19 protein-coding genes and 1 pseudogene are annotated in these 18,930 nt (G+C 70.4%); 10 read left to right on the plus strand and 10 right to left on the minus strand.

Annotation, left to right across the window (positions count from 1 at the left end):
- The first annotated feature begins 16 nt into the window (after positions 1-16).
- Positions 17-955, plus strand: coding sequence for an L-threonylcarbamoyladenylate synthase (locus ACLII4_RS13090; protein ID WP_412067848.1), 939 nt, complete (start codon positions 17-19; stop codon positions 953-955).
- A gap of 10 nt (positions 956-965) precedes the next feature.
- Here ACLII4_RS13090 and ACLII4_RS13095 read toward each other — a convergent pair whose 3' ends face one another.
- The 7 genes from ACLII4_RS13095 to ACLII4_RS13125 form a co-directional block, all read right to left on the minus strand.
- On the minus strand, positions 966-1,415 hold the full coding sequence (locus tag ACLII4_RS13095; RefSeq protein ID WP_412067849.1) for a hypothetical protein: 450 nt from the start codon (positions 1,413-1,415) through the stop codon (positions 966-968).
- Positions 1,416-1,439: 24 nt separating this feature from the next.
- On the minus strand, positions 1,440-1,805 hold the full coding sequence (locus ACLII4_RS13100) for a Rid family hydrolase (protein ID WP_412067850.1): 366 nt from the start codon (positions 1,803-1,805) through the stop codon (positions 1,440-1,442).
- A gap of 2 nt (positions 1,806-1,807) precedes the next feature.
- Entirely contained in the window at positions 1,808-2,509 is a 702-nt protein-coding gene (locus ACLII4_RS13105) for a phosphatase PAP2 family protein (RefSeq protein ID WP_412067851.1), read from the minus strand.
- A 150-nt stretch (positions 2,510-2,659) separates the two neighbouring features.
- Positions 2,660-3,763: a recombinase RecA gene (recA, locus tag ACLII4_RS13110; protein WP_412067852.1), complete on the minus strand. Its 1,104-nt coding sequence runs from the start codon at positions 3,761-3,763 to the stop codon at positions 2,660-2,662.
- 208 nt (positions 3,764-3,971) lie between these two features.
- Positions 3,972-5,219 carry a competence/damage-inducible protein A gene (locus ACLII4_RS13115; protein WP_412067853.1) on the minus strand — a complete coding sequence of 416 codons (1,248 nt, stop codon included), beginning with the start codon at positions 5,217-5,219 and terminating at the stop codon, positions 3,972-3,974.
- An 88-nt stretch (positions 5,220-5,307) separates the two neighbouring features.
- Entirely contained in the window at positions 5,308-5,958 is a 651-nt protein-coding gene (pyrE, locus tag ACLII4_RS13120) for an orotate phosphoribosyltransferase (protein WP_412067854.1), read from the minus strand.
- Positions 5,959-5,979: 21 nt separating this feature from the next.
- Positions 5,980-6,594, minus strand: coding sequence for a CDP-alcohol phosphatidyltransferase family protein (locus ACLII4_RS13125; RefSeq protein WP_412067855.1), 615 nt, complete (start codon positions 6,592-6,594; stop codon positions 5,980-5,982).
- 246 nt (positions 6,595-6,840) lie between these two features.
- Between ACLII4_RS13125 and dnaK the strand changes: the two genes are divergently transcribed.
- The 4 genes from dnaK (at position 6,841) to purU (ending at position 12,569) form a co-directional block, all read left to right on the plus strand.
- Positions 6,841-8,781, plus strand: coding sequence for a molecular chaperone DnaK (dnaK, locus tag ACLII4_RS13130; protein ID WP_412067856.1), 1,941 nt, complete (start codon positions 6,841-6,843; stop codon positions 8,779-8,781).
- Positions 8,782-8,942: 161 nt separating this feature from the next.
- Complete coding sequence (locus tag ACLII4_RS13135) at positions 8,943-10,289, plus strand: hypothetical protein (RefSeq protein WP_412067857.1); 1,347 nt, start codon at positions 8,943-8,945, stop codon at positions 10,287-10,289.
- On the plus strand, positions 10,217-11,710 hold the full coding sequence (gene creD / locus ACLII4_RS13140; RefSeq protein WP_412067858.1) for a cell envelope integrity protein CreD: 1,494 nt from the start codon (positions 10,217-10,219) through the stop codon (positions 11,708-11,710). The genes ACLII4_RS13135 and creD overlap by 73 nt, the downstream gene beginning before the upstream one ends.
- Entirely contained in the window at positions 11,700-12,569 is an 870-nt protein-coding gene (gene purU, locus ACLII4_RS13145) for a formyltetrahydrofolate deformylase (RefSeq protein ID WP_412067859.1), read from the plus strand. The genes creD and purU overlap by 11 nt, the downstream gene beginning before the upstream one ends.
- Positions 12,570-12,581: 12 nt before the next feature.
- On the opposite strand, the gene ACLII4_RS13150 is transcribed toward purU, so the two are convergent.
- On the minus strand, positions 12,582-13,724 hold the full coding sequence (locus ACLII4_RS13150) for an AI-2E family transporter (protein ID WP_412067860.1): 1,143 nt from the start codon (positions 13,722-13,724) through the stop codon (positions 12,582-12,584).
- A 420-nt stretch (positions 13,725-14,144) separates the two neighbouring features.
- Here ACLII4_RS13150 and ACLII4_RS13155 point away from each other — a divergent pair.
- The 4 genes and pseudogenes from ACLII4_RS13155 to ACLII4_RS13170 all read left to right on the plus strand — a co-directional run.
- A pseudogene (locus ACLII4_RS13155) lies at positions 14,145-14,903 on the plus strand (ParA family protein); the annotation flags it as partial.
- 242 nt (positions 14,904-15,145) lie between these two features.
- Positions 15,146-16,093 carry a ParB/RepB/Spo0J family partition protein gene (locus tag ACLII4_RS13160; protein WP_412067861.1) on the plus strand — a complete coding sequence of 316 codons (948 nt, stop codon included), beginning with the start codon at positions 15,146-15,148 and terminating at the stop codon, positions 16,091-16,093.
- 3 nt (positions 16,094-16,096) lie between these two features.
- A complete protein-coding gene (locus ACLII4_RS13165; protein ID WP_412067862.1) occupies positions 16,097-16,714 on the plus strand; it encodes a DUF5683 domain-containing protein in 618 nt (205 codons plus the stop codon).
- Between the two features lie 54 nt (positions 16,715-16,768).
- Positions 16,769-17,425 carry a hypothetical protein gene (locus ACLII4_RS13170; protein WP_412067863.1) on the plus strand — a complete coding sequence of 219 codons (657 nt, stop codon included), beginning with the start codon at positions 16,769-16,771 and terminating at the stop codon, positions 17,423-17,425.
- Here the strand turns inward: ACLII4_RS13170 and ACLII4_RS13175 are convergent, their stop codons facing one another.
- Positions 17,426-17,803, minus strand: coding sequence for a hypothetical protein (locus ACLII4_RS13175; protein WP_412067864.1), 378 nt, complete (start codon positions 17,801-17,803; stop codon positions 17,426-17,428).
- Positions 17,804-17,890: 87 nt separating this feature from the next.
- On the opposite strand from ACLII4_RS13175, the gene ACLII4_RS13180 reads away from it, so the two are divergent.
- Positions 17,891-18,667: an endonuclease/exonuclease/phosphatase family protein gene (locus tag ACLII4_RS13180; RefSeq protein WP_412067865.1), complete on the plus strand. Its 777-nt coding sequence runs from the start codon at positions 17,891-17,893 to the stop codon at positions 18,665-18,667.
- A gap of 17 nt (positions 18,668-18,684) precedes the next feature.
- On the opposite strand, the gene ACLII4_RS13185 is transcribed toward ACLII4_RS13180, so the two are convergent.
- The gene (locus ACLII4_RS13185; RefSeq protein WP_412067866.1) at positions 18,685-18,927 is read right to left on the minus strand and encodes a hypothetical protein; all 243 of its coding nucleotides are present in this window, start codon (positions 18,925-18,927) and stop codon (positions 18,685-18,687) included.
- Positions 18,928-18,930 lie beyond the last annotated feature (3 nt).

The following is an 18,930-nucleotide window of genomic DNA, read 5'->3' on the forward strand; positions in this document are numbered from 1 at the left end:
CCCGAAACCTAGCGCCGTGACGACTCGCCTCCTGAGAGATCCCGCCGAAGCCGCCGCCGTGCTCGCGAGCGGGGGGCTCTGCGCGATCCCCACGGAGACGGTCTACGGGCTGGCCGCGCTGGCGACGGACGCGCGAGCGGTCGGGCGGGTGTTCGAGGCCAAGGAGCGGCCGGCCGACAACCCGTTGATCGTCCACCTTGGCGACGCGGCCGACGCGCGCGCCGTAGCGGTCGTGACGGCGCTCGGCCGGGCGTTGCTGGCGGCGTTCGCCCCCGGGCCGCTCACAGTCGTGCTCCCCGCACGAGCCGGACTGCCTGAGGCCGTGACCGCTGGGCTCGACACCGTCGCCGTCCGGGTCCCTTCCAGCCCCGAGGCGCGCGCCGTGCTTGCGGCGCTGGCGGCGCCCCTGGTCGCGCCGTCGGCGAACCGGAGCGGGCGGCCCAGCCCGACGACGTGGCAAGCGGTCGCAGCCGACCTCGACGGCCGGATCGACGCCATTTTGCAGGGCCCCCCGGCAACCGTCGGGCTCGAATCGACGGTCGTGGACGCGACGGGCGACGCGCCCCTCGTGCTCCGTCCCGGGGCCATCACACTGACGCAGCTGCAGGCCAAGTGGCCGCGCGCGACGTCGGTCGGGACCGCCCACGACGCCAGCCGCCGATCGCCCGGCACCCGCCACCGGCACTACGCGCCGCGCGCGCGCGTCCGGTTGGTGGCGACGGCCGACGCCGCGCACCCGGCGCCCGATGCGGCCTTTATCGGCCTCGACGCCCCACCTCCCGGCTTCGCCCTGACCGTCGCCTGTCCCACCGTCGCCGACTACGCGCACCGCCTGTTCGACACTTTCCGCCGCGCCGACGCCCTCGGGCTGGCGCGGATCGACGCCCAACGGGTTCCCGACGAGGGGCTGGGGACCGCGCTGCTCGACCGGCTCCGCCGCGCGGCTGAGGGCTGAGGTCCGCCCGCTATCCGCCGATGACGCCCCGGCCGATGTACATCAGCACGAAGATGCCCATCCAGACGGCGTGGCCGATGCCCAGCCCCAGCGCGATCCGCTTGCGGCCCGTCTCGGCGACCGGCGTGCCGGCCCCGTTGGTGAGCCCAGCCCACCCTGGACGGATCAACCCGAACTGGACGACCACCAGCACCAGCCCGAGCGTCAGCGCGGTGTGGTACGGCCAGGCGTTGTACTGCGCTTCAAGGCCGAGTTGCATCCCCAGCATCCAGTTGGCGACGGCCGCGGCGTAAAACAGGACGATCGAGCCGTTCATCGCACCGACCACCTTGCCGCCTTCAGGGGTCCCCGGCGACATCGCGCCACGCGCGAGCGACGGGAGCGCCAGCCCCAGCCCGAACCAGGCGGCAGCGAACAAGACGTGGAGCGCGAGGACGACGGTGTGGAGGTACGGGAGCATCGGTCGTGGTGGAGAGTCCAGAAGCTAACGTGCGTCCAAGACGGCGTCGATCTCGATCTCGACGAGCAGCTCGGGCGAGATAAGGGCAGAGACGGCGACCATCGTCGCCGCTGGCGGGGCGTCCCCGAACGCGCTGGCGTGGGCGAGCCCGACCGCGTCGGCGTCGGCCATGTCGACCACGTACATCCGGGTGCGGATCACGTCGGCGGCCGTGCCGCCTAGCTCTGCCAACGCCGCGAGCGCAGTCTCAAAGGCGGCCGTCGCCTGCGTAAACGCGTCGGGGCCGGGCGCCGTGGTGCCCGAGACGGCGACCTGGTCGCCAATGCGCACGGCCCGGCGGTATCCGTAGTCGGCTTCCCAATTCGCTCCGCTCGTGACACCCCGGCGCATAGCTACAGCGGGATCGCGATGCGGAACGCCCCGGCCTCGGCCGGGTCGGTGTCCACGGCATTCCAGACCACGTGGACGAGGACGGCCGAGGCGACGCCCACAGCGGCCCCGACGGCCACGTCGGTCGGGTAGTGGACGCCGTGCCAGATGCGGGCGGCGCCCATCGTGCCCACCCAGGCGGCGGCCGGCGCGATGACGTACCACTCGGGGTAGCTCAGCGACAGCGACGTCGCGATGACGGCCGCCAGCGACGTGTGGCCAGACGGGAAGGAGTACGGGTCCACGATGTCCTCGCCCATGTGCCCTCGGTCCCGAGCCACGACGCCGTTGAGGGCCGCGTACGGGCGGGGCCGCAGCACCAGCCGCTTCATCGCGAGCGTGATCGCAACGTTCAGCCCCTGCGAGGCCGCTAGGCGGAACGCCGGATCGTAGCTGCCCCCGTCGAGCGCGGCACCGAGCGCCAGCGCTGGGGCGATGCCGCCGTAGACGGGATACGCGGTCACGTTGACGGCCCGCATCGGCAAGACCAGCAGTGGCGCATCGATCTCGTAGACCGCCCGGAAGATGGTCACGTCCCGCGCCTCCGTATTCGGAGGTAGGTCCACCGGGTCGCCCGTCGCCGTCGTGTCGGCGGCCTGTGCCTGGGCGGGGGCCGCGAGCGGCGCGGCAGCCGCAAGGATCAGAAGCAGGAGAGCGGCACGCATGACGGAAGCTACCCTTTCCCCCCCATAGCTCCCGGTCACCGGGGGGCGCAGCACGTCGACCCGCTGAGACGCCGAGGCTCGCGCCCAAAGAGAGCAGGCGCCGCCCGGACGGCTCCGAGCGGCGCCTGCCGGCGTCTTCGCCGAGGCCGGCTACGCGTCGAGCAGCGCCTCCTGGCCGTTGACCGAGACCTCGTCCTCCGTCGCCGCGTCAGGCTCAACGGGGGCGTTGGGGTCGGGGATCATGCCGAGGGCGACCTTGACCGAGTTCTTGACGGCCTCGCGGCGGTCGTCGTTCGTCTTCAGCCACTCCTTGGTGACGTCGCGGCCCTGGCCGATGCGCTCGTCGCCATACGAGTACCACGAGCCCGACTTCTGGATGATGTCGTGCTCGAGCCCGAGGTCGACGAGCTCGCCGAGCGACGAGACGCCCTCGCCGTAGATGATGTCGAACTCGGCCTGCCGGAACGGCGGGGCCACCTTGTTCTTGACCACCTTGACGCGCGTGCGGTTGCCCGTCACCTCCTGGCCGTCCTTGATGGCGCCGATGCGGCGGATGTCCATCCGGACCGAGGCGTAGAACTTGAGCGCGCGGCCACCAGCGGTCGTCTCGGGCGAGCCGAACATGACGCCGATCTTCATCCGGATCTGGTTGATGAAGATGAGGATCGTGTTCGTCCGCTTGATGGTGCCGGTGATCTTTCGGAGCGCCTGGCTCATGAGCCGGGCCTGGATGCCGACGTGGCTGGCGCCCATCTCGCCCTCGATCTCGGCCTTGGGCACGAGCGCGGCGACGGAGTCGATGACGACCACGTCGATGGCGCCGGAGCGGACCAGCATGTCGCAGATCTCGAGCGCCTGCTCGCCGGTGTCCGGCTGGGACATCAGCAGGTTGTCGATGTCGACGCCCAGCTTCTCGGCGTAGGTCGGGTCGAAGGCGTGCTCGGCGTCGATAAAGGCGCAGGTGCCGCCCATCTTCTGGGCCTCGGCGATGATCTGGGTCGCCAGCGTCGTCTTGCCGGACGACTCGGGGCCGTAGATCTCGATGATGCGGCCGCGTGGGACGCCGCCGATTCCAAGCGCGTGGTCGAGGGTGAGGGAGCCGGTGGAGACGGCGTCCATCGAGACGGGCGGGGCGTCGCCCATCTTCATCACGGCGCCCTTGCCGAACTGCTTGTCGATCTGCTTCATCGCGAGATCGAGAGCCTTCGACTTGGCGGCGGCATCAACGGGGACGGTGGCGGGGGACTTCGCCATGAGGGCAAGCTCCGAAGAGCGGGTCTGTGGATGTAAAAGGGCCGGGTGCGTGGCCCCTCAGGCAATGGGAATGCGACAGGGTACGCAGGCCGGGTGACACCTCCGCGTCACGCCCGTCCCGTGCATAGACCCTCGCGCCGTGGATCACATAACCTCGGGGCGCGAAAAAAGTTTGGCCGGGCCCGTCACGAGCCCGGGCGCTCAGGGCTCAGCCGTCGGTGCGACGCGCCAGCTGGCGGCGCGCGAGGTCGAGGACGGCCGTCGCCGACAGCGCGATGTTGACGGCGCGGTTCGGCGTCAGCTTGAGGTGGACAGCGCGGGCGTGGACCCCATCGTCGTACGCGATCCAGACCGTCCCGACCGGCTTGTCGGGCGTGCCTCCGGTCGGCCCGGCGATCCCGGTCGTCGCCAGCCCCACATCGGCGCCGAGCCGCCTGCGAGCGCCCGCCGCCATCGCGAGGGCGACGGGCTCGCTGACGGCGCCGTGGTCGTCGAGGTGTTCGTCGGGAACGTCGAGCAAGTCCCGCTTGGCCGCATTGGAATACGCCACGACGCCGCCACAGACGACCGCGCTGGCGCCCGGGATGGCGGTCAGCCGCGAGAGGACGGTGCCCCCGGTGCAGCTCTCGGCGACGGCGAGCGTCTGCCCGGCGGCGCGGAAGGCGTCGAGCACGACGGCCTCCAGCGTCGTCTCGCCCTCCCCGAACGCCAGCCGTCCGACCGCGCCCCGGACCGTCTCGAAGGCGCCGTCGAGATCGGCTTGCGCGGCGTCGCGGCTCGGGCCCCGGGCCGTCAGCCGGACGCGGACGTGTCCGGTGCTCGGCAGGTACGCCAACTTGACGGCGTCGGGCAGCGCGGCCGCCGCGTCGATCATCTCCGACAAGTCGCTCTCCCCCTTCCCCACCGTCAGCAGCGTCCTCGAGAGCACGACGCCGTCCTGACGCTCGACGAGCCGGGGGAGCACGGCCCCGTTGGCGATGGCCTCCATCTCGTGCGGCACGCCGGGCATCACGGCGACCATCCGCCCCTCGCCCTCCCCCCACAAGCCGGGCGCGCTGCCGGTCGGGTTGGGAAGCGCGTCGAACCCGGCGGGCACCTCGGCCATCACGCGGCCGACAGCCGGCATGGTCCGCCCCCGCGACGCGTAGCGGGCCTCGATCCGGTCGAGCACGTCCGGGCGGAACTCCAGCTCGCGACCGAACACCTCCGCGACCGCCGCCTTCGTCACGTCGTCGTGCGTCGGCCCCAGCCCGCCCGTCACGATGACGACCGCCGCGCCGTCGGCGTAGGCGCGCTCGAGGGCGCGGACGATCTCACCGTGGTCGTCGCCGACCGTCTCGGAGCGCCGAACGTCGACGCCGGCCGCTGCGAGCCGTTCGCCGAGCCACGCGGCGTTCGTGTCGACGATCTGCCCGAGCAAGATCTCGTCGCCGACGGTCAGGAGGTGGCCGGTCATGGCAGGGGAAGAGGAGATGTGGGAGTGAGCTGAGGACGAGCGGGCTTGCGAACGGTTCGAGCGATTCGCACCTCCCCGGCTCGGACACTTACCCTCCCTGCTTTGCCATCCACCGCTCGCTCCAAGCACGCGGGTCGCGGCGCCAGTCGTCGAGCGTGTCGCGGTCGGCGTCCGCCAGCATGCCCGTCTCGCGAGCCCCGTGCGCGAGCGCGTCGAGGCCGGTCAACGTCGCCAGTGAGATGCCCGCCTCGTCGAACGCGGCCTCGGCCTCGGGGAATCCGTACGAAAAGACGGCGACGATCGCGACCACGTCGACGCCCCGCTGGCGAAGCGCTTCGGCGGCCGAGAGCGCCGAGCCGCCGGTCGAGATCAAGTCCTCGACGAGGACGACGCGCGCGCCCTCCGCGACGGCCCCCTCGATCCGGTTTCCCTTGCCGTGCCCCTTGGGCGCCGAGCGGACGTAGCTGAACGGAAGGCCGAGCCGATCCGCCAGCAGGGCGCCGTGCGGGATGCCGGCGGTCGCCGTCGCCGAGATCGCGTCCGGGGCGAACGAGCGGGCGATCTCCACGAAGGCGTCGGCGATGCGACTGCGCACGTCGGGGTGCGAGAGCGTCAGCCGGTTGTCCGTATAGATCGGCGAGTGCCGGCCGCTGGCCCACGTGAACGGGTCGTCGGGGCGGAGCGCGACGGCGCCGATGCGGAGCAGGTCGCGAGCGAGGGCGGCGGCGGAGTCGGACATGCGAGAGCGCCGCGGGCGGCGTCAGCCAGCGGGCTGGCGGAAGTAGAGGACGCCCGTCCACACCGTCACGGCGGCGGTCGCCAGCAGGAAGACGAGGGCGACGGGCGAGGCGAGGGCGGCGGCCAGGAACGATCCGAGGGCGCCGAACGCCCCGCCGAGCGCTTCGAGGTGGCGGCCGGCCAAAAACACGAAGGCCGTGATCAGGAAGGTGAGCTGCCACGCCGTCTTCCACTTGGCCGCCGTCGAGGTCGCCAGCGTCCGCCCCCGCTTCTCATAGACCGCTCGGAGCACCGTGACGGCCACGTCGCGCACGGCGATGGCACCGATCGCGGCCCAAGGGAGCCACGAGCCGACCGGCGCCGCGAGCCCCTGCCCGATGGGTTGGAGGAACGGGATCAGGAAAAAGGCGCCCAGCACCAGCACCTTGTCCGCGAGCGGGTCGAGAAACTGGCCGAGGCGCGAGCCGACGCCGTACTTGCGGGCGATCTGGCCGTCGAGCCAGTCGGTGATCGCGGCGATGATGAACAGCGCGGCCCCAGCGATCTGGCCCGTGACGGTCCCGGTCCACAAGAGGTACAGGCACACCGGCGCCGCAATCATGCGGCCGACGGTCAGGACGTTGGGGACGTGTTTCATCGGGCGGAGCCCGCTAGGCCGGGGGTACGCCAAGATACCCCGCGGGCGTGGCGGTTGAGGATCTAGCGAAGCGGCCTGCCATAACGGCAATCGGCGCGCGGTGGCACGGCCCTTGTCCCCCTCGCTTGACACGAATGCCCTGCCGTCCCGGCAGGGCTCGCGGATCCTGGCGACCGACACGGCGTAGCCAACGTCAATCCGCCACGCCCCTGCGGCACCCTCTACTCCAAGCATCCACACCCCCCAATGGGCAAGATTATCGGTATCGACCTCGGCACGACCAACTCCGTCGTCGCCGTGATGGAAGGCAACGAGCCTGTCGTCGTCCCCAACGCCGAAGGCGGCCGGACGACCCCGTCCGTCGTCGCGTTCAAGAAGGACGGCGAGCGCCTCGTCGGCGCGCCGGCCAAGCGCCAGGCCATCACCAACCCCCAGAACACCATCTTCTCGGCCAAGCGGTTCATGGGCCGCCAGCACTCCGAAGTCGCCGAGGAGATGAAGACGGTCCCCTACACAGTCGCGGCCGCCGACGGCGGCGTGGCCCGGATCCAGGTCGAGGTGGGCGGCGAGAACAAGCTGTACACGCCGCAGGAGATCTCGGCGATGGTGCTCGCGAAGCTCAAGCAGACCGCCGAGGACTATCTCGGCGAGCGCGTGACGGAGGCGGTCATCACCGTCCCGGCCTACTTCAACGACGCCCAGCGCAAGGCCACGCAGGAGGCGGGCCAGATCGCCGGCCTCGAGGTCAAGCGCATCCTGAACGAGCCCACCGCCGCCGCGCTCGCGTACGGCCTCGACAAAAAGTCCGAGGACGAGATCATCGCGGTCTACGACCTCGGTGGCGGCACCTACGACATCTCCATCCTGGAGCTCGGCGACGGCGTCTTCGAGGTCAAGAGCACGAACGGCGACACGCACCTCGGCGGCGACGACTTCGACCAGCGCCTGATCGACTGGATCGCCGACGAGTTCAAGCGCGAGGAGGGCATCGACCTCCGCACCGACCCGATGGCGCTCCAGCGCCTCAAGGAGGCCGCCGAGAAGGCCAAGATCGAGCTGTCCGCCGCCTCGCAGACGACCATCAACCTCCCGTTCATCACGGCGACGCAGGAGGGCCCCAAGCACCTCACGCTCGACCTCACGCGGAGCACCTTCGAAAAGCTCGTCGACGACCTGGTGCAGCGCACCATCCCGCCGATGCAGAAGGCGCTCAAGGACGCCGGGCTGACGAAGGAGCAGGTCGACGAGGTCATCTTGGTGGGCGGCTCGTCGCGCATCCCCAAGATCCAGGAGGTCGTCGAGCAGTTCTTCGGCAAGAAGCCGAACCGCTCGGTCAACCCCGACGAGGTCGTCGCGCTCGGCGCGGCGATCCAGGGCGGCGTCCTCTCGGGCGACGTCTCGGACGTGCTCCTGCTCGACGTGACGCCGCTGAACCTCGGCATCGAGACGTTGGGCGGCGTGATGACGCCGCTCATCCCGGCCAACACGACCATCCCGACGCGGAAGTCGGAGACGTTCTCGACCGCCAGCGACAACCAGCCGTCGGTCGAGATCCACGTGCTCCAGGGCGACCGCTCGATGGCCGTCGACAACAAGACGATCGGCCGGTTCCACCTCGACGGCATCCCCCCCGCCCCGCGCGGCCTGCCCCAGGTCGAGGTCACGTTCGACATCGACGCCGACGGCATCCTGTCGGTCTCGGCCAAGGACAAGGCGACCGGCAAGGAGCAGTCGATCCGCATCGAGGCCTCGTCCGGCCTCAGCGATCAGGAGATCGAGGACATGCGCCGGTCCGCTCGCGAGAACGCGGCGGAGGACGCCAAGCGCAAGGACTCGATCGACAAGCTCAACCAGGCCGACAGCCTGATCTTCTCGACCGAGAAGAACCTCGCGGACTACGGCGACAAGCTCCCGGCCGAAAAGCGCTCTCAGATCGAAGCCGGTTTGGAGCGCCTCAAGGAGGTCCACAAGGGCCAGGACCTGGAGCAGCTCGAGTCGGCGATGGAGCAGCTCAACACGGCCTGGTCCGGCGCGGCCGAGGACCTCTACCGCGCCCAGCAGGCCGAGGCCGAAGCCGGCGGCGCTGAGGCCGCGGCCGACGCTCAGGCCGGCGAGACCGCCGAGGCGACGGACGCCACGGAGGACGCCGACTTCGAAGTCGTCGACGAAGGCGACGCGACGACCTAGCGTCCGTCACCGGTTCGATCCGATGCCCCGGCCGCTCACGCGGCCGGGGCGTTTTTGTTGATGGGCCCTGTGGGCATCTGCGAGCACCGAGCCGACCTGGCCATCGCCGGCTCGGAATCCGGTGAGAAGAGGCCCGGGGCGGCCTCCTTCGCTCACCTGCCGTGCGTCGATTCCCTTTTTTCGCGCTCTCCATCCTGCTCTTCGCCTGCGGCGTCGACGGTGAGTCCGCTGCCCAGCCCACGGAGCCGAGCGGGACCTTTCCCACGGGCGGGCCGGTGACACCGGTGGCCGGCGAGCGCCAGCGGCTCTCCGTCGCACAGCTCCTCGCTTACCTCCCGGAGACCGCCGACCGCTTCGCCGCCCGGCGGCTCGACAGCAGCGCAGAGTCGGACGAGTTCGACGCGACTGGCGCCGTCTCCGGGGGCGTCACCGACTTGACAGCCACTTACGAGGACACGGAGCCGCGGTCCTCGCTCTCGCGCTTTGCCGTCAGTCTGCGCGACCCGATTGACGAACCGATGACGATGGGCTACGAGCGAGGCCAGATTGACGGGCGGAGCTATGCCGGAATGACGGCCGGGTACAACGGCGTCTCGTTCACCGACGGGACGGCTGGCGGGCTCGCCACGCAAGAGATGCGCGGCGCAAGTGTCGGTCCCATCCTCCGGATGCTCATCGCCGACCGATTCATCGTGACGGTCCAGCAGGCCGGTGGAGACAGCGAGATCGGGGACTTCGTCGAGTCGTCGTTCATCCCTGCCCTCGCCACCGCGCCAGCCTTTGCCGACGCTGGCGACCCGCCCATCCCCGAGTGGGCGGCGACCGGGATGGCCCTGAGCGAAGAACGTCAGGCCCCGGGCGACCGCGAGCGCGAGGCCGAAGGAGCCGAGGCGGCGGCGGCCGGCACGCTCCCCCCCCCCTGCGACGACCTCTTGTCGGCCGACGATGTGGTGTCCGTATTGGGCGCCCAGGTCCGCGTCGTTCCCAGTCCGTTTGCCACCGAGGACGGCAGCGCCTGCACCCGGAGCTATCTGGCCGTGGGCGTGGCCGGGTCCGTGATCCTGATCGTCTCCCACTTTACGCAAGCGCGGCAGGCCGAGGGCGCGCTCCGCGTTGCGAGCGACCACGACGACAAGGTGAGCCTGGAGCCGCTCGCGGGCGGCCTCGACGGCGTTCGCTACACGCACGACCTGACCCCAGACACCCACGTGTCGCACTTTGCGCAAGGCGTCGACTTTGTCGAACTGAAGGCGGCGCCCGGGCTCGACAACGCGCCAGGCGTCACGCCCGATCAGCTGGCCGACCTCACGGCGTGGGCCGACGGCTCCGGGAGTAGGCGCGGAGCGGTAGCTCGGCGGGGCTTCCGTAGGGCGTGCGGATGGAAGCGACCAACGTCGGCCCCGTGCCTACGTTGCTCCGCGTCCGCCCCTCCCCCATGTCCGACCCCGGTTCTCCCCCGCCTGCTCCCCCGACACCCACGGCCCCCGTGGCCGGACGCCGATCGCTGAGTGCTCCGTCCCCGCGCCGCTCGCTTGTGTGGAAGGTGGTCGCTATCGTCGCAATCGTGCTCCTGCTGATGGTCCCACTGTCGCTCCTCGGCGGACTCATCAACGAGCGCGAGTCGCTGCGCGAGCAGGCACGACTGGAGGTGTCTGCCCAGTGGGGCCAGGACCAGACGTTGGGCGGGCCCGTGCTGACGATCCCGTACACGGCGACCGAGCCGGCCCCGAACGGCGGCCAACAGCGGGTGACGCGCTACGCGCACCTCTTTCCCGACGCGCTCGACGTCGAGGGTCGGATGGAGCCCCAGGTCCGCACGCGCGGCATCTTCCGGGTCGTGCTCTACGAGGCGCAGCTGGCCGTCCGCGGGCGCTTCCCGTCGGTCGACTCCGCCGCGTTTGGCATCCCGCAGAGCGCCTTGCGCCTCGACGAGGCGTTCGTGCAGATCGGCATCTCGGACCTGGTTGGGGTACGCGAGCCGATTCGCCTGAGTTGGGACGGTGCCACCCGGGAGGCCGACCCGGGGATCGTCACGAACGACGTGTTCTCGGCCGGCGTCACCGTGCCTGTGCGCGTCGACGGCGACGGTGCGGCCTTCTCGTTCTCCTTGAGCCTCAATGGCAGCGGCAGCCTGGGCGTGCTGCCCGTCGGGCGCGAGACGACCCTGCGACTGAGGTCGCCCTGGGACACGCCCCGCTTTGCGGGCGCCTTCCTACCCGAGGAGCGCGCGGTCGCCGACAGCGGGTTCGTCGCCCAGTGGCGCGTGCTGCACCTCAACCGCAACTACCCGCAGGCGTTCACCGGCGGCTTCGGGCGACCCACAGGCCTACCGCTCCGCCGCGCCAGCGTCGACTATTACGAGATCGAGGCCGCGCGCGTCGGCGGCGCGTCGGCGTTCGGCGTTGAGCTGTTGCTGCCCGTTGACGAGTACCAGAAGACAACCCGCGCGGCCAAGTACGGGGTGCTGTTCGTCTTCTTGACCTTCCTGACCTTCTTCTTCGTCGAGGTCCTGGGGGGCCGACGGATCCACCCGATTCAGTACCTGTTGGTCGGCTTCGCGGTCACGCTGTTCTACCTGCTGCTGCTCGCATTCGCCGAGTACCTGCCCTTTAACGGGGCGTACGGCGTCGCGGCGGCCGCCATTCTGTCGCTGGTGACGCTCTACGCCCGCGCCGTCTTCGGCGGCTGGCGGCTGGCGGCGCTGGTCGGCGGCCTGCTGACGCTGTTCTACGGCTACTTCTTCGTGCTCCTCCAGTTGGAGGCCTACGCTCTGCTCGCGGGGAGCCTGGGCTTGCTCGTCACGCTCGCCGTGGTGATGTACCTCTCGCGCCAGGTGGACTGGTACGGCGACCCCTTCGGCGGCATCGGCGGCTCCGCCCCTGAGACACCTCCAGCGCGTCCCGCTGCTTCCTCGCCCAATGCTGACTGACGTCCCCCTCGCCCGCCTGCTCGTCACCTGCCCGGACCAGCCCGGCATCGTGGCCGCCGTCAGCGGCTTCCTGCGCAACCACGGCGCCAACATTACGGCGCTCGACCAGCACTCGACCGACCCCGTCGGCGGGACGTTTTTCCTGAGGGCCGAGTTCACGACGCCCGACCTCGACCTCGCGGCGGAGGCACTGGAGGCCGCCTTCCAGCGCGTCGTCGCCGAGCCGTTCTCAATGGACTGGCGCATCGCGTACGCGGCGCGGCGGACGCAACTGGCGATCATGGTGTCGAAGGTGGACCACGCGCTGTTGGAGTTGCTCTGGCAGTGGCGCCGGGGCGACCTGGACGCCGACATCCCCCTAGTGGTGAGCAACCACGATGCCCTCCGCGCAGAGGTCGAGCGGTTCGGGGTCCCGTTCCACCATGTCCCGGTGACGAAGGAGACCAAGTCCGAGGCCGAGGCGGCCACGCTGGCGCTGTTCGAGGCGGCCGGGGTGGACCTCGTGGTGCTGGCCCGCTACATGCAGATCCTGTCGTTCGACTTCGTCCACCGCTACGCCGGGCGCATCCTCAACATCCACCACTCGTTCCTGCCCGCGTTCATCGGCGCCGATCCGTACCGGCAAGCGTTCGAGCGGGGCGTCAAGGTGATCGGCGCGACGGCGCACTACGTGACGGCGGACCTCGACGAGGGCCCGATCATCGAGCAGGGCGTGGCGCGCGTGTCGCACCGGCAGTCGGTGGCCGAGCTACGGCGTCAGGGGCAGTCGCTCGAACGGGACGTGCTGGCGCGGGCCGTCCGCTGGCACCTCGAAGCCCGGGTACTGATCCACGGCAACAAAACGGTCGTCTTCGCCTGACGCGCCCGACACCTAGCTCGGGTCGGAGGACGGCTCGGCGGGCACCGCCTCCAGCGCCGCCGCCTCGATCGGATCGAGGCCCGACTCGGGCGTGTCATCGGGCGCGTCGTCGACCGGGCCGAACTCTTCGGTAAAGATCTCCCAGACGGTCAGGAACAGCCCGGCGACGACCGGGCCGATCACGAGGCCCGAGAACCCGAACGTCGCCAGTCCGCCCAGGGTCGACAGCAGGATCATGTAGTCCGGCATCCCCGCGTCGCGGCCGACCAGGATCGGGCGGAGCGCGTTGTCGACCGTCCCCATGATCCCCGCGCCGACGCCGGCCAGGATGAGGGCTTTGACCCAGGCCCCGGTGGCCACTAGGTACACGGCCGCCGGGATCCAGACGAGCGCCCCGCCGATCGCGGGGAGCAGCGAGAACACCCCCATCAGCACGCCCCAGAGCACCGGCGACCCGAGCCCGAGGATCGCGAACGTGACGCCGCCAATCGTGCCTTGCACCGCCGCGATGACGAACGTCCCCTTGACGGTCGCCCGAGTGACTGCGGTGAACTTGGAGAACAGCCGGCGCTCGCGGGGGTCGCCCAGCGGGAGAGCTCGGATCAGGGCCGCCTCCAACTTGGCGCTGTCTCGGACGAAGAAGAACAGGACGTACAGCGTGACCGCCAGCAGCAGCGTGAACGTCAGCGCCTGCTGGCCGACGGACAGCAACCGGGACGCGACCTCCTGGCTCAGCGCCACGGCAGAGGTCGCCACTCGGTCGCGGACCTCGTCGAAGTCGATGCCGAGTTCCTCCGCACGATCGCTGAGGCGGGGGAGCATCCGCTCGGCGGCCGCCACCGGCTCCGTCAGGTCGATCTCGCCACTGGAAACCCGCTCCACGACCCCGATAGCTTCCTGTGTCACCAGGGCCCCGAGCACGAGGAGCGGGGCCACCACAGCGATCATCACCGTGAGCAGCGTCAAAAGAGCGGCGATCGTGGATCGGCCACGCAGTCGGCGTTCGTACCACCGGAAGAGGGGCGCGAAGAGCACCGCCAGCACCACGGCCCAGAAGACGGGAAGCAGGAACCCGCCGATCGTCCAGGCGAACGCGAGTGTGACCAGGACGACGAGCGAGAGGAAGGCCCGGTTTTCGAGCGAGCTGAGGTTCATCTGAGGCAGGGGGGATCGTGGAATATCGGCGTGTCGGACGGTCGGTTTCACCCTTTGCTTCACCCAAATTGCACTGCCCCCTTGACTGGGCAGCTTCTGGTCCCTATAGTTCGAGCATCGAGTGAGGTCGAGCCTGGCGATCTGTCCGGGGGGACGACAACCGGCCCGACCCACCCGCTCCAACCCCGACCGGCGCCCGCCGGTCGGGGTTTCTGTTTAAACAGACCCCAGAGCGGACTGCCTGGAGGCGCTGCGGGACAGCAACTTGACAGCCCCGCCTCCAAGAAGGATTGTCTGGGGGCAGGCTGTGGACGGTCTGCACCCAGACACGCGGTCGGCGCCATCGCGGCGGCTCTATATTCGACGTGTCCCCCCGGCCATCGGCCGGCGCCCCGTCACTCCCCGTTAGCGCCCCTCGCCATGGGCAAGGTCATCGCGGTCGCGAATCAGAAGGGCGGCGTCGGTAAAACCACGACGGCCGTCAACCTCGCTGCGTCGCTCGCAGCCTCGGAGCACCCGACGCTGCTGATCGACACAGATCCGCAGGCGAACGGGACGTCGTCGCTCGGGATCGAGCCGCGGACGGTCGCCTCGTCTGTCTACGACGTGCTCACCGGTAGCGCCTCCGTCGACGACGTGGCGCTCCACACGGAGATGCCGTTCCTCGACGTGGTGCCCAGCCACATCAACCTCGTCGGGGCGGAGATCGAGATGATCGACCTCTTCGAGCGCGAGCGCGTGCTGAAGAAGGCGCTGGAGGGGCTGCGGCGGAAGTACCACTTCGTCGTCATCGACTGCCCCCCGAGCCTGGGACTGCTGACGCTGAACGCGCTGACCGCCGCCGACTCGGTCCTCATCCCGGTCCAGACGGAGTACTTCGCGCTCGAAGGCCTGGGCCAACTCCTCAACACGATCAAGATCGTCCGCCAGCACCTCAACCCCGACTTGGAGATCGAGGGGGTGCTACTGACCATGTTCGACGGGCGTCTCCGTCTGAGCAACCAAGTTGCGGCCGAAGTCCGCCGCTACTTCGGCGACCGCGTATTCGAGGCGGTCGTCGCCCGCAACGTCCGGATCTCCGAGGCGCCCAGTTTCGGCAAGCCGGTCCTGCTCTACGACGGGATTTCTTCCGGCGCAAAAAACTACCTCAGCGTAGCCGCCGAGGTGGTTCGCAACAACCAGCGCTTTCTCCAGCTCCCGCCGGAGACCGCCGACGGCACCCCCCTCGACGACGCTCCGGACCTGCGCGTGCCGCCGCCCGCCCCGCGCGTGGCCGCCCCTCCTCCGCCCAAGCCGGCCGCGCGCACGCGCACGATCGCCCCGCCCCGCCCGACGCCCACCGGCGACGGCGGCCCCGACCGCGTCGTCCTCGCCTCGAAAGCGACGCCGCCCTCCTCCGACGACGCCTAGCCCTGCCCCCCATGGCCAAGAAAGCCGCCCTCGGCAAGGGCCTCAGCGCCCTCCTCCCCTCCCAGCCCGACCCGAGCCCCGGCGACGAAACGGGCTCGCGGACGCGCCTGTACAATTTCGAGGAACGCCGCCGACTCGCTGGCCGCGTCGCCGAGCTCGATATCGAGGCGATCAGCCCTAACCCCTACCAGCCGCGCAAGGACTTCGACGAGAAGGCTCTGGACGAGTTGGCGGCCTCCGTGTCCCAGCTCGGCATCATCCAGCCACTGACGGTCCGCTCGCTCGGCGACGGCCGCTACGAGTTGATCTCCGGCGAGCGACGCTTGCGCGCCAGCCGCCGGGCGGGTCTCAAGCGCATCCCCGCCTACGTCCGCGAGGCGGACACGGAGGAGATGCTGGAGATGGCCATCGTCGAGAACGTCCAGCGCGAGGACCTCAACCCGGTCGAGGTGGCCCTGGGCTACCAGCGGCTGATGGAAGAGGTCGGGCTGACACAAGAGCTCGTGGCTGAGAAGGTGGGCAAGAGCCGACCGACGGTCGCGAATGCGCTCCGACTGCTGCGGTTGCCGCCGCGTGTGCAGGCCTCCCTCCGTGAGGGCACCCTGTCCTCTGGCCACGCCCGCGCGCTCGTCGGCGTCGAGGACGACGCCGCCCTCCTCGACCTCCACCGGGCCACCATCGACCACGGGCTCTCCGTCCGCGAGGTGGAGCGCCGGGCGAAGGCGCTCCGCGAGCCGGCCACCCCGCCCCCCTCGCCCCCCGCAGATTCACCCGCGGCCCCGGCCCTGCCGCCGCGCGACCGGCTCCAGATCGAGGCCTTCGAGGCCCGGCTTCGCGAGCACGTTTCCAGCCGCGTCCAAATCAAGCACCGCGCGAGCGACGGCGGCGGCGTGGTCGAGGTCGCCTACTACTCGGTCGATGACCTGGAGCGCGTCGTGGCTCGACTGACGGGCGAGTAAGCCGTGGGCCGCATCGCGTGGGCGGTTCTCGCGCTGGCGACGGCCGCCCCACTCGCCGCTCAGCCCGTCGACACGCTGGCGACCCGGCTTGACGTGCCGGTGATCGCGGACACGAGTGCGAGCCCGACCCCTCGGGGCGCCGTGCTCCGAGCCCTCGCGCTCCCCGGGCTCGGGCAGGTCTACGTCGGCCAGCGGGCGAAGGCCCCGTTCGCGTTCGCGTTCGTCGCTGGGGCCGCCGTGTACTTCGTCAACCGCCAGCGCCAGTACCTCCGCTACCGTCGCGCGTCCGTCGTCGCGGGCTGCTTGGTGGACGACGGATCTGCGGACGAGGACGCCGACCGGATCGCGCTGTGCGCCATGGCCGACGCCGAGTACCTCGACGAGTACGACGCCATCAACGAGGGGCTCGCCACGCCCGCCTCGTTCGCGGTCATCCGCTCTGTCCGGGAGGACGCACGCGGCCAGCGCGATGTGGGGGCGCTGGTGGTGTTGGCGGCGTACGCGCTGCAAACGCTGGACGCCTATGTCGCCGCTGAGCTGTCGGACTTCGACGTGAGCGAGGACCTGAGCCTGAGCGTCCGCCCCACGACGGGCCATCTAGCGCTCCGACTGCGCCTCTGATTAACCGGGGATCGGTCAGGCCGATACCGGAGGTCCCACCTCCGCGCTCCGCCGATGCTTCGTTTCGCTTTCGCCCTCATCGTTGCCTTGGCGGCTCCTCCGGGGCTCGCACAGATCGTCCCTATCGAGCAAGCCTCCGAAGCGCCCGCGGCCGACACGGATTCGACCACCGTTTCGGCGTTCGCCCAGCAAGCGCTCCGGCAGGCTGCGAGCGGAGCCGCACAGCGCGCTCGGCCGTCTCCGATGCTCGGCATGGCGCTGCGCGCGGCCACACAGCCGACCGTAGCGGTCTTGTCCGACATCGACGTCGTCGTAACGCTCCCGCCCGGGTGGAGCGGCCCTCAGCACGCGTCGACAGAACACCTCCCCCGGTATGCCCTTTTCACGCTAGAGAACGATGCGCCCCGTCACCCACTGGCGGGCGCTGTCGTTCGGGTCGAGCGCGTCGTCGGGTTCGAGGGCATCGAGCGCGAGCGGTGGCTGCGCGGGCTGACGCCGTACCGGTACCACGGCGCGGGCCCGATCGGGGTTATCGCGGTGCCCGGGCACCCCTTCGCTGTCGAAGTCGCGGGCGGCGGCGCCCGCGGCGCCGTCGTGTTCGTGCGGCACCACACGGCGTTGTGGGCGGTCGGCGTCGAGGCCCCCGACGCGTTGTGGGCCCGCCAGCGCGACGCTCTGCTGGCGTTGATCCGCGGCGTGCGTCTTCCCTAGCTAGTTCGAGCAGATCGAGCGGAGCACCCGGCGCCGCTCGTCGAGCGTGTCGCGCCAGCGGCCCTCCCCCACCTCGTCGTCGCCGAGGTAGTAGTCCCAGTGCTCGACGGTGTCCTCGCTCAGGAGCACGGGCGTCGACATGTGAGCGGTCCGCTTCAAGAGCGGCTGGAGGCCCATCTGGTGGACGAAGGTGATTTTGCAGTCGCCTTCTTCCACGCGCCGCACCGTCAGCCAGTTGTCGCCGCAGACGTGGCAGGTAAAGAAGCGGGCTTCCTGCTCGTCGGTGAGCAGGCCCAGGTCGTCGGACTCGTCAGCGTCGAGCTCCATCGGGAGCATCGAGTACGAGCGGCAGGCCTTGCACTGGAGTCGGTCCATCATGTTCACAGGAGGTTTCCCAGGGTAACGCATTCGGCGGGATCGCCGCACGTCGGAGGGCCGTCTTCACCCCGCCTTTCTCCCCTCTCCGTGGCTCGTCCGACGCGCGTTCAACCCTACCTCGCCGAACTCCTGGCGGCCCCGCCCACCTCGCCCTTTCCGGCGATCGACCGGCGGCTCACCGTGGCCTCGTACAACGTCCATCGCTGGGCGGGCGTCCGGGGCGGCAAGCAGTACGAGCCCGACCGGGCACACGCGGTGATCGAGGAACTGGGTGCGGACGTGCTGGCACTGCAGGAAGCGCTGCGTCCTACCAAGGGGTCGGACCCGCTCCGTGAGGTCGCCGAGGACCTGGGCTACCACCTCGCTTTCGTCGTTACGCGGCTCCACAAGCGGGGGGAGCTGGGCAACGCCGTGCTCTCGCGGTGGCCACTGTCAGGCGCGCTCGCGATCGACCTGTCGTTCGGGCGCCTCGAAAAGCGGGCCGCGCTGGCGGTCCGGGTAGGCTCCGGAGAGCGGTCTCTGCAGATCGCCGCGACGCACCTCGCGCTCGTGGACCGGACGCGAGCGCACCAAGTCAAGGCGCTCCTAGACCACCCCCAGCTCGCGAGCGGGCCAGTCGTGCTGGTAGGCGATATGAACGCGTGGCGGCCCACCAAGGCCTCTCGCGCACTCGACGACCACTTCAAGACGCGGCACCACAACGCCAACTGGCCGGCCTCGTACCCGACCGTCCGGCCTGTACTGGCGCTGGACCGGCTCTACGCGCGCGGCGTCGAGGTCGTGCGCCTTGGCGCGCACGTGTCCGAGGCGGCCCGTCGCGGGTCGGACCACCTGCCGATCGTCGCTGAGCTGCGGTTGCCGTAGCGGGGCCGAGGCCCCACTCAGCCCTCCTCGTGCTCCGGCACGACGAAACGTTCGGCGTGCTCGCAGACCTCGCGCTGGCGGTCCTCGTGGAACGTCAGCGTCTCTTCGCGGAAGGACACCTCGAAGGCGCCCGTAACGGGAACGGCACGGTGACGCAGGTACGTCAGCCGGTCGCCGGGGAGGACGAGCACGCCGCCGTCGTCGCGGAACGACTGGCGGGCGATGTAGCGCGTACCGGCGACGAGGTCGGTGATCCGCATTCG

This window comes from Rubrivirga aquatilis (genome assembly GCF_046845665.1).
GTDB lineage: Bacteria > Bacteroidota > Rhodothermia > Rhodothermales > Rubricoccaceae > Rubrivirga.

Excerpts from the sequence above, each read along its gene's own strand:
- ACLII4_RS13125 (WP_412067855.1), bottom strand. The coding sequence starts at position 6,594 with ATGAAACACGTCCCCAACGTCCTGACCGTCGGCCGCATGATTGCGGCG.
- ACLII4_RS13175 (WP_412067864.1), bottom strand. The coding sequence starts at position 17,803 with ATGATGGACCGACTCCAGTGCAAGGCCTGCCGCTCGTACTCGATGCTC.
- purU (WP_412067859.1), top strand. The coding sequence starts at position 11,700 with ATGCTGACTGACGTCCCCCTCGCCCGCCTGCTCGTCACCTGCCCGGAC.
- ACLII4_RS13105 (WP_412067851.1), bottom strand. The coding sequence starts at position 2,509 with ATGCGTGCCGCTCTCCTGCTTCTGATCCTTGCGGCTGCCGCGCCGCTC.
- ACLII4_RS13115 (WP_412067853.1), bottom strand. The coding sequence starts at position 5,219 with ATGACCGGCCACCTCCTGACCGTCGGCGACGAGATCTTGCTCGGGCAG.
- dnaK (WP_412067856.1), top strand. The coding sequence starts at position 6,841 with ATGGGCAAGATTATCGGTATCGACCTCGGCACGACCAACTCCGTCGTC.
- ACLII4_RS13185 (WP_412067866.1), bottom strand. The coding sequence starts at position 18,927 with ATGCGGATCACCGACCTCGTCGCCGGTACGCGCTACATCGCCCGCCAG.
- ACLII4_RS13100 (WP_412067850.1), bottom strand. The coding sequence starts at position 1,805 with ATGCGCCGGGGTGTCACGAGCGGAGCGAATTGGGAAGCCGACTACGGA.
- ACLII4_RS13150 (WP_412067860.1), bottom strand. The coding sequence starts at position 13,724 with ATGAACCTCAGCTCGCTCGAAAACCGGGCCTTCCTCTCGCTCGTCGTC.
- pyrE (WP_412067854.1), bottom strand. The coding sequence starts at position 5,958 with ATGTCCGACTCCGCCGCCGCCCTCGCTCGCGACCTGCTCCGCATCGGC.
- ACLII4_RS13095 (WP_412067849.1), bottom strand. The coding sequence starts at position 1,415 with ATGCTCCCGTACCTCCACACCGTCGTCCTCGCGCTCCACGTCTTGTTC.
- ACLII4_RS13170 (WP_412067863.1), top strand. The coding sequence starts at position 16,769 with ATGCTTCGTTTCGCTTTCGCCCTCATCGTTGCCTTGGCGGCTCCTCCG.
- recA (WP_412067852.1), bottom strand. The coding sequence starts at position 3,763 with ATGGCGAAGTCCCCCGCCACCGTCCCCGTTGATGCCGCCGCCAAGTCG.
- creD (WP_412067858.1), top strand. The coding sequence starts at position 10,217 with ATGTCCGACCCCGGTTCTCCCCCGCCTGCTCCCCCGACACCCACGGCC.
- ACLII4_RS13160 (WP_412067861.1), top strand. The coding sequence starts at position 15,146 with ATGGCCAAGAAAGCCGCCCTCGGCAAGGGCCTCAGCGCCCTCCTCCCC.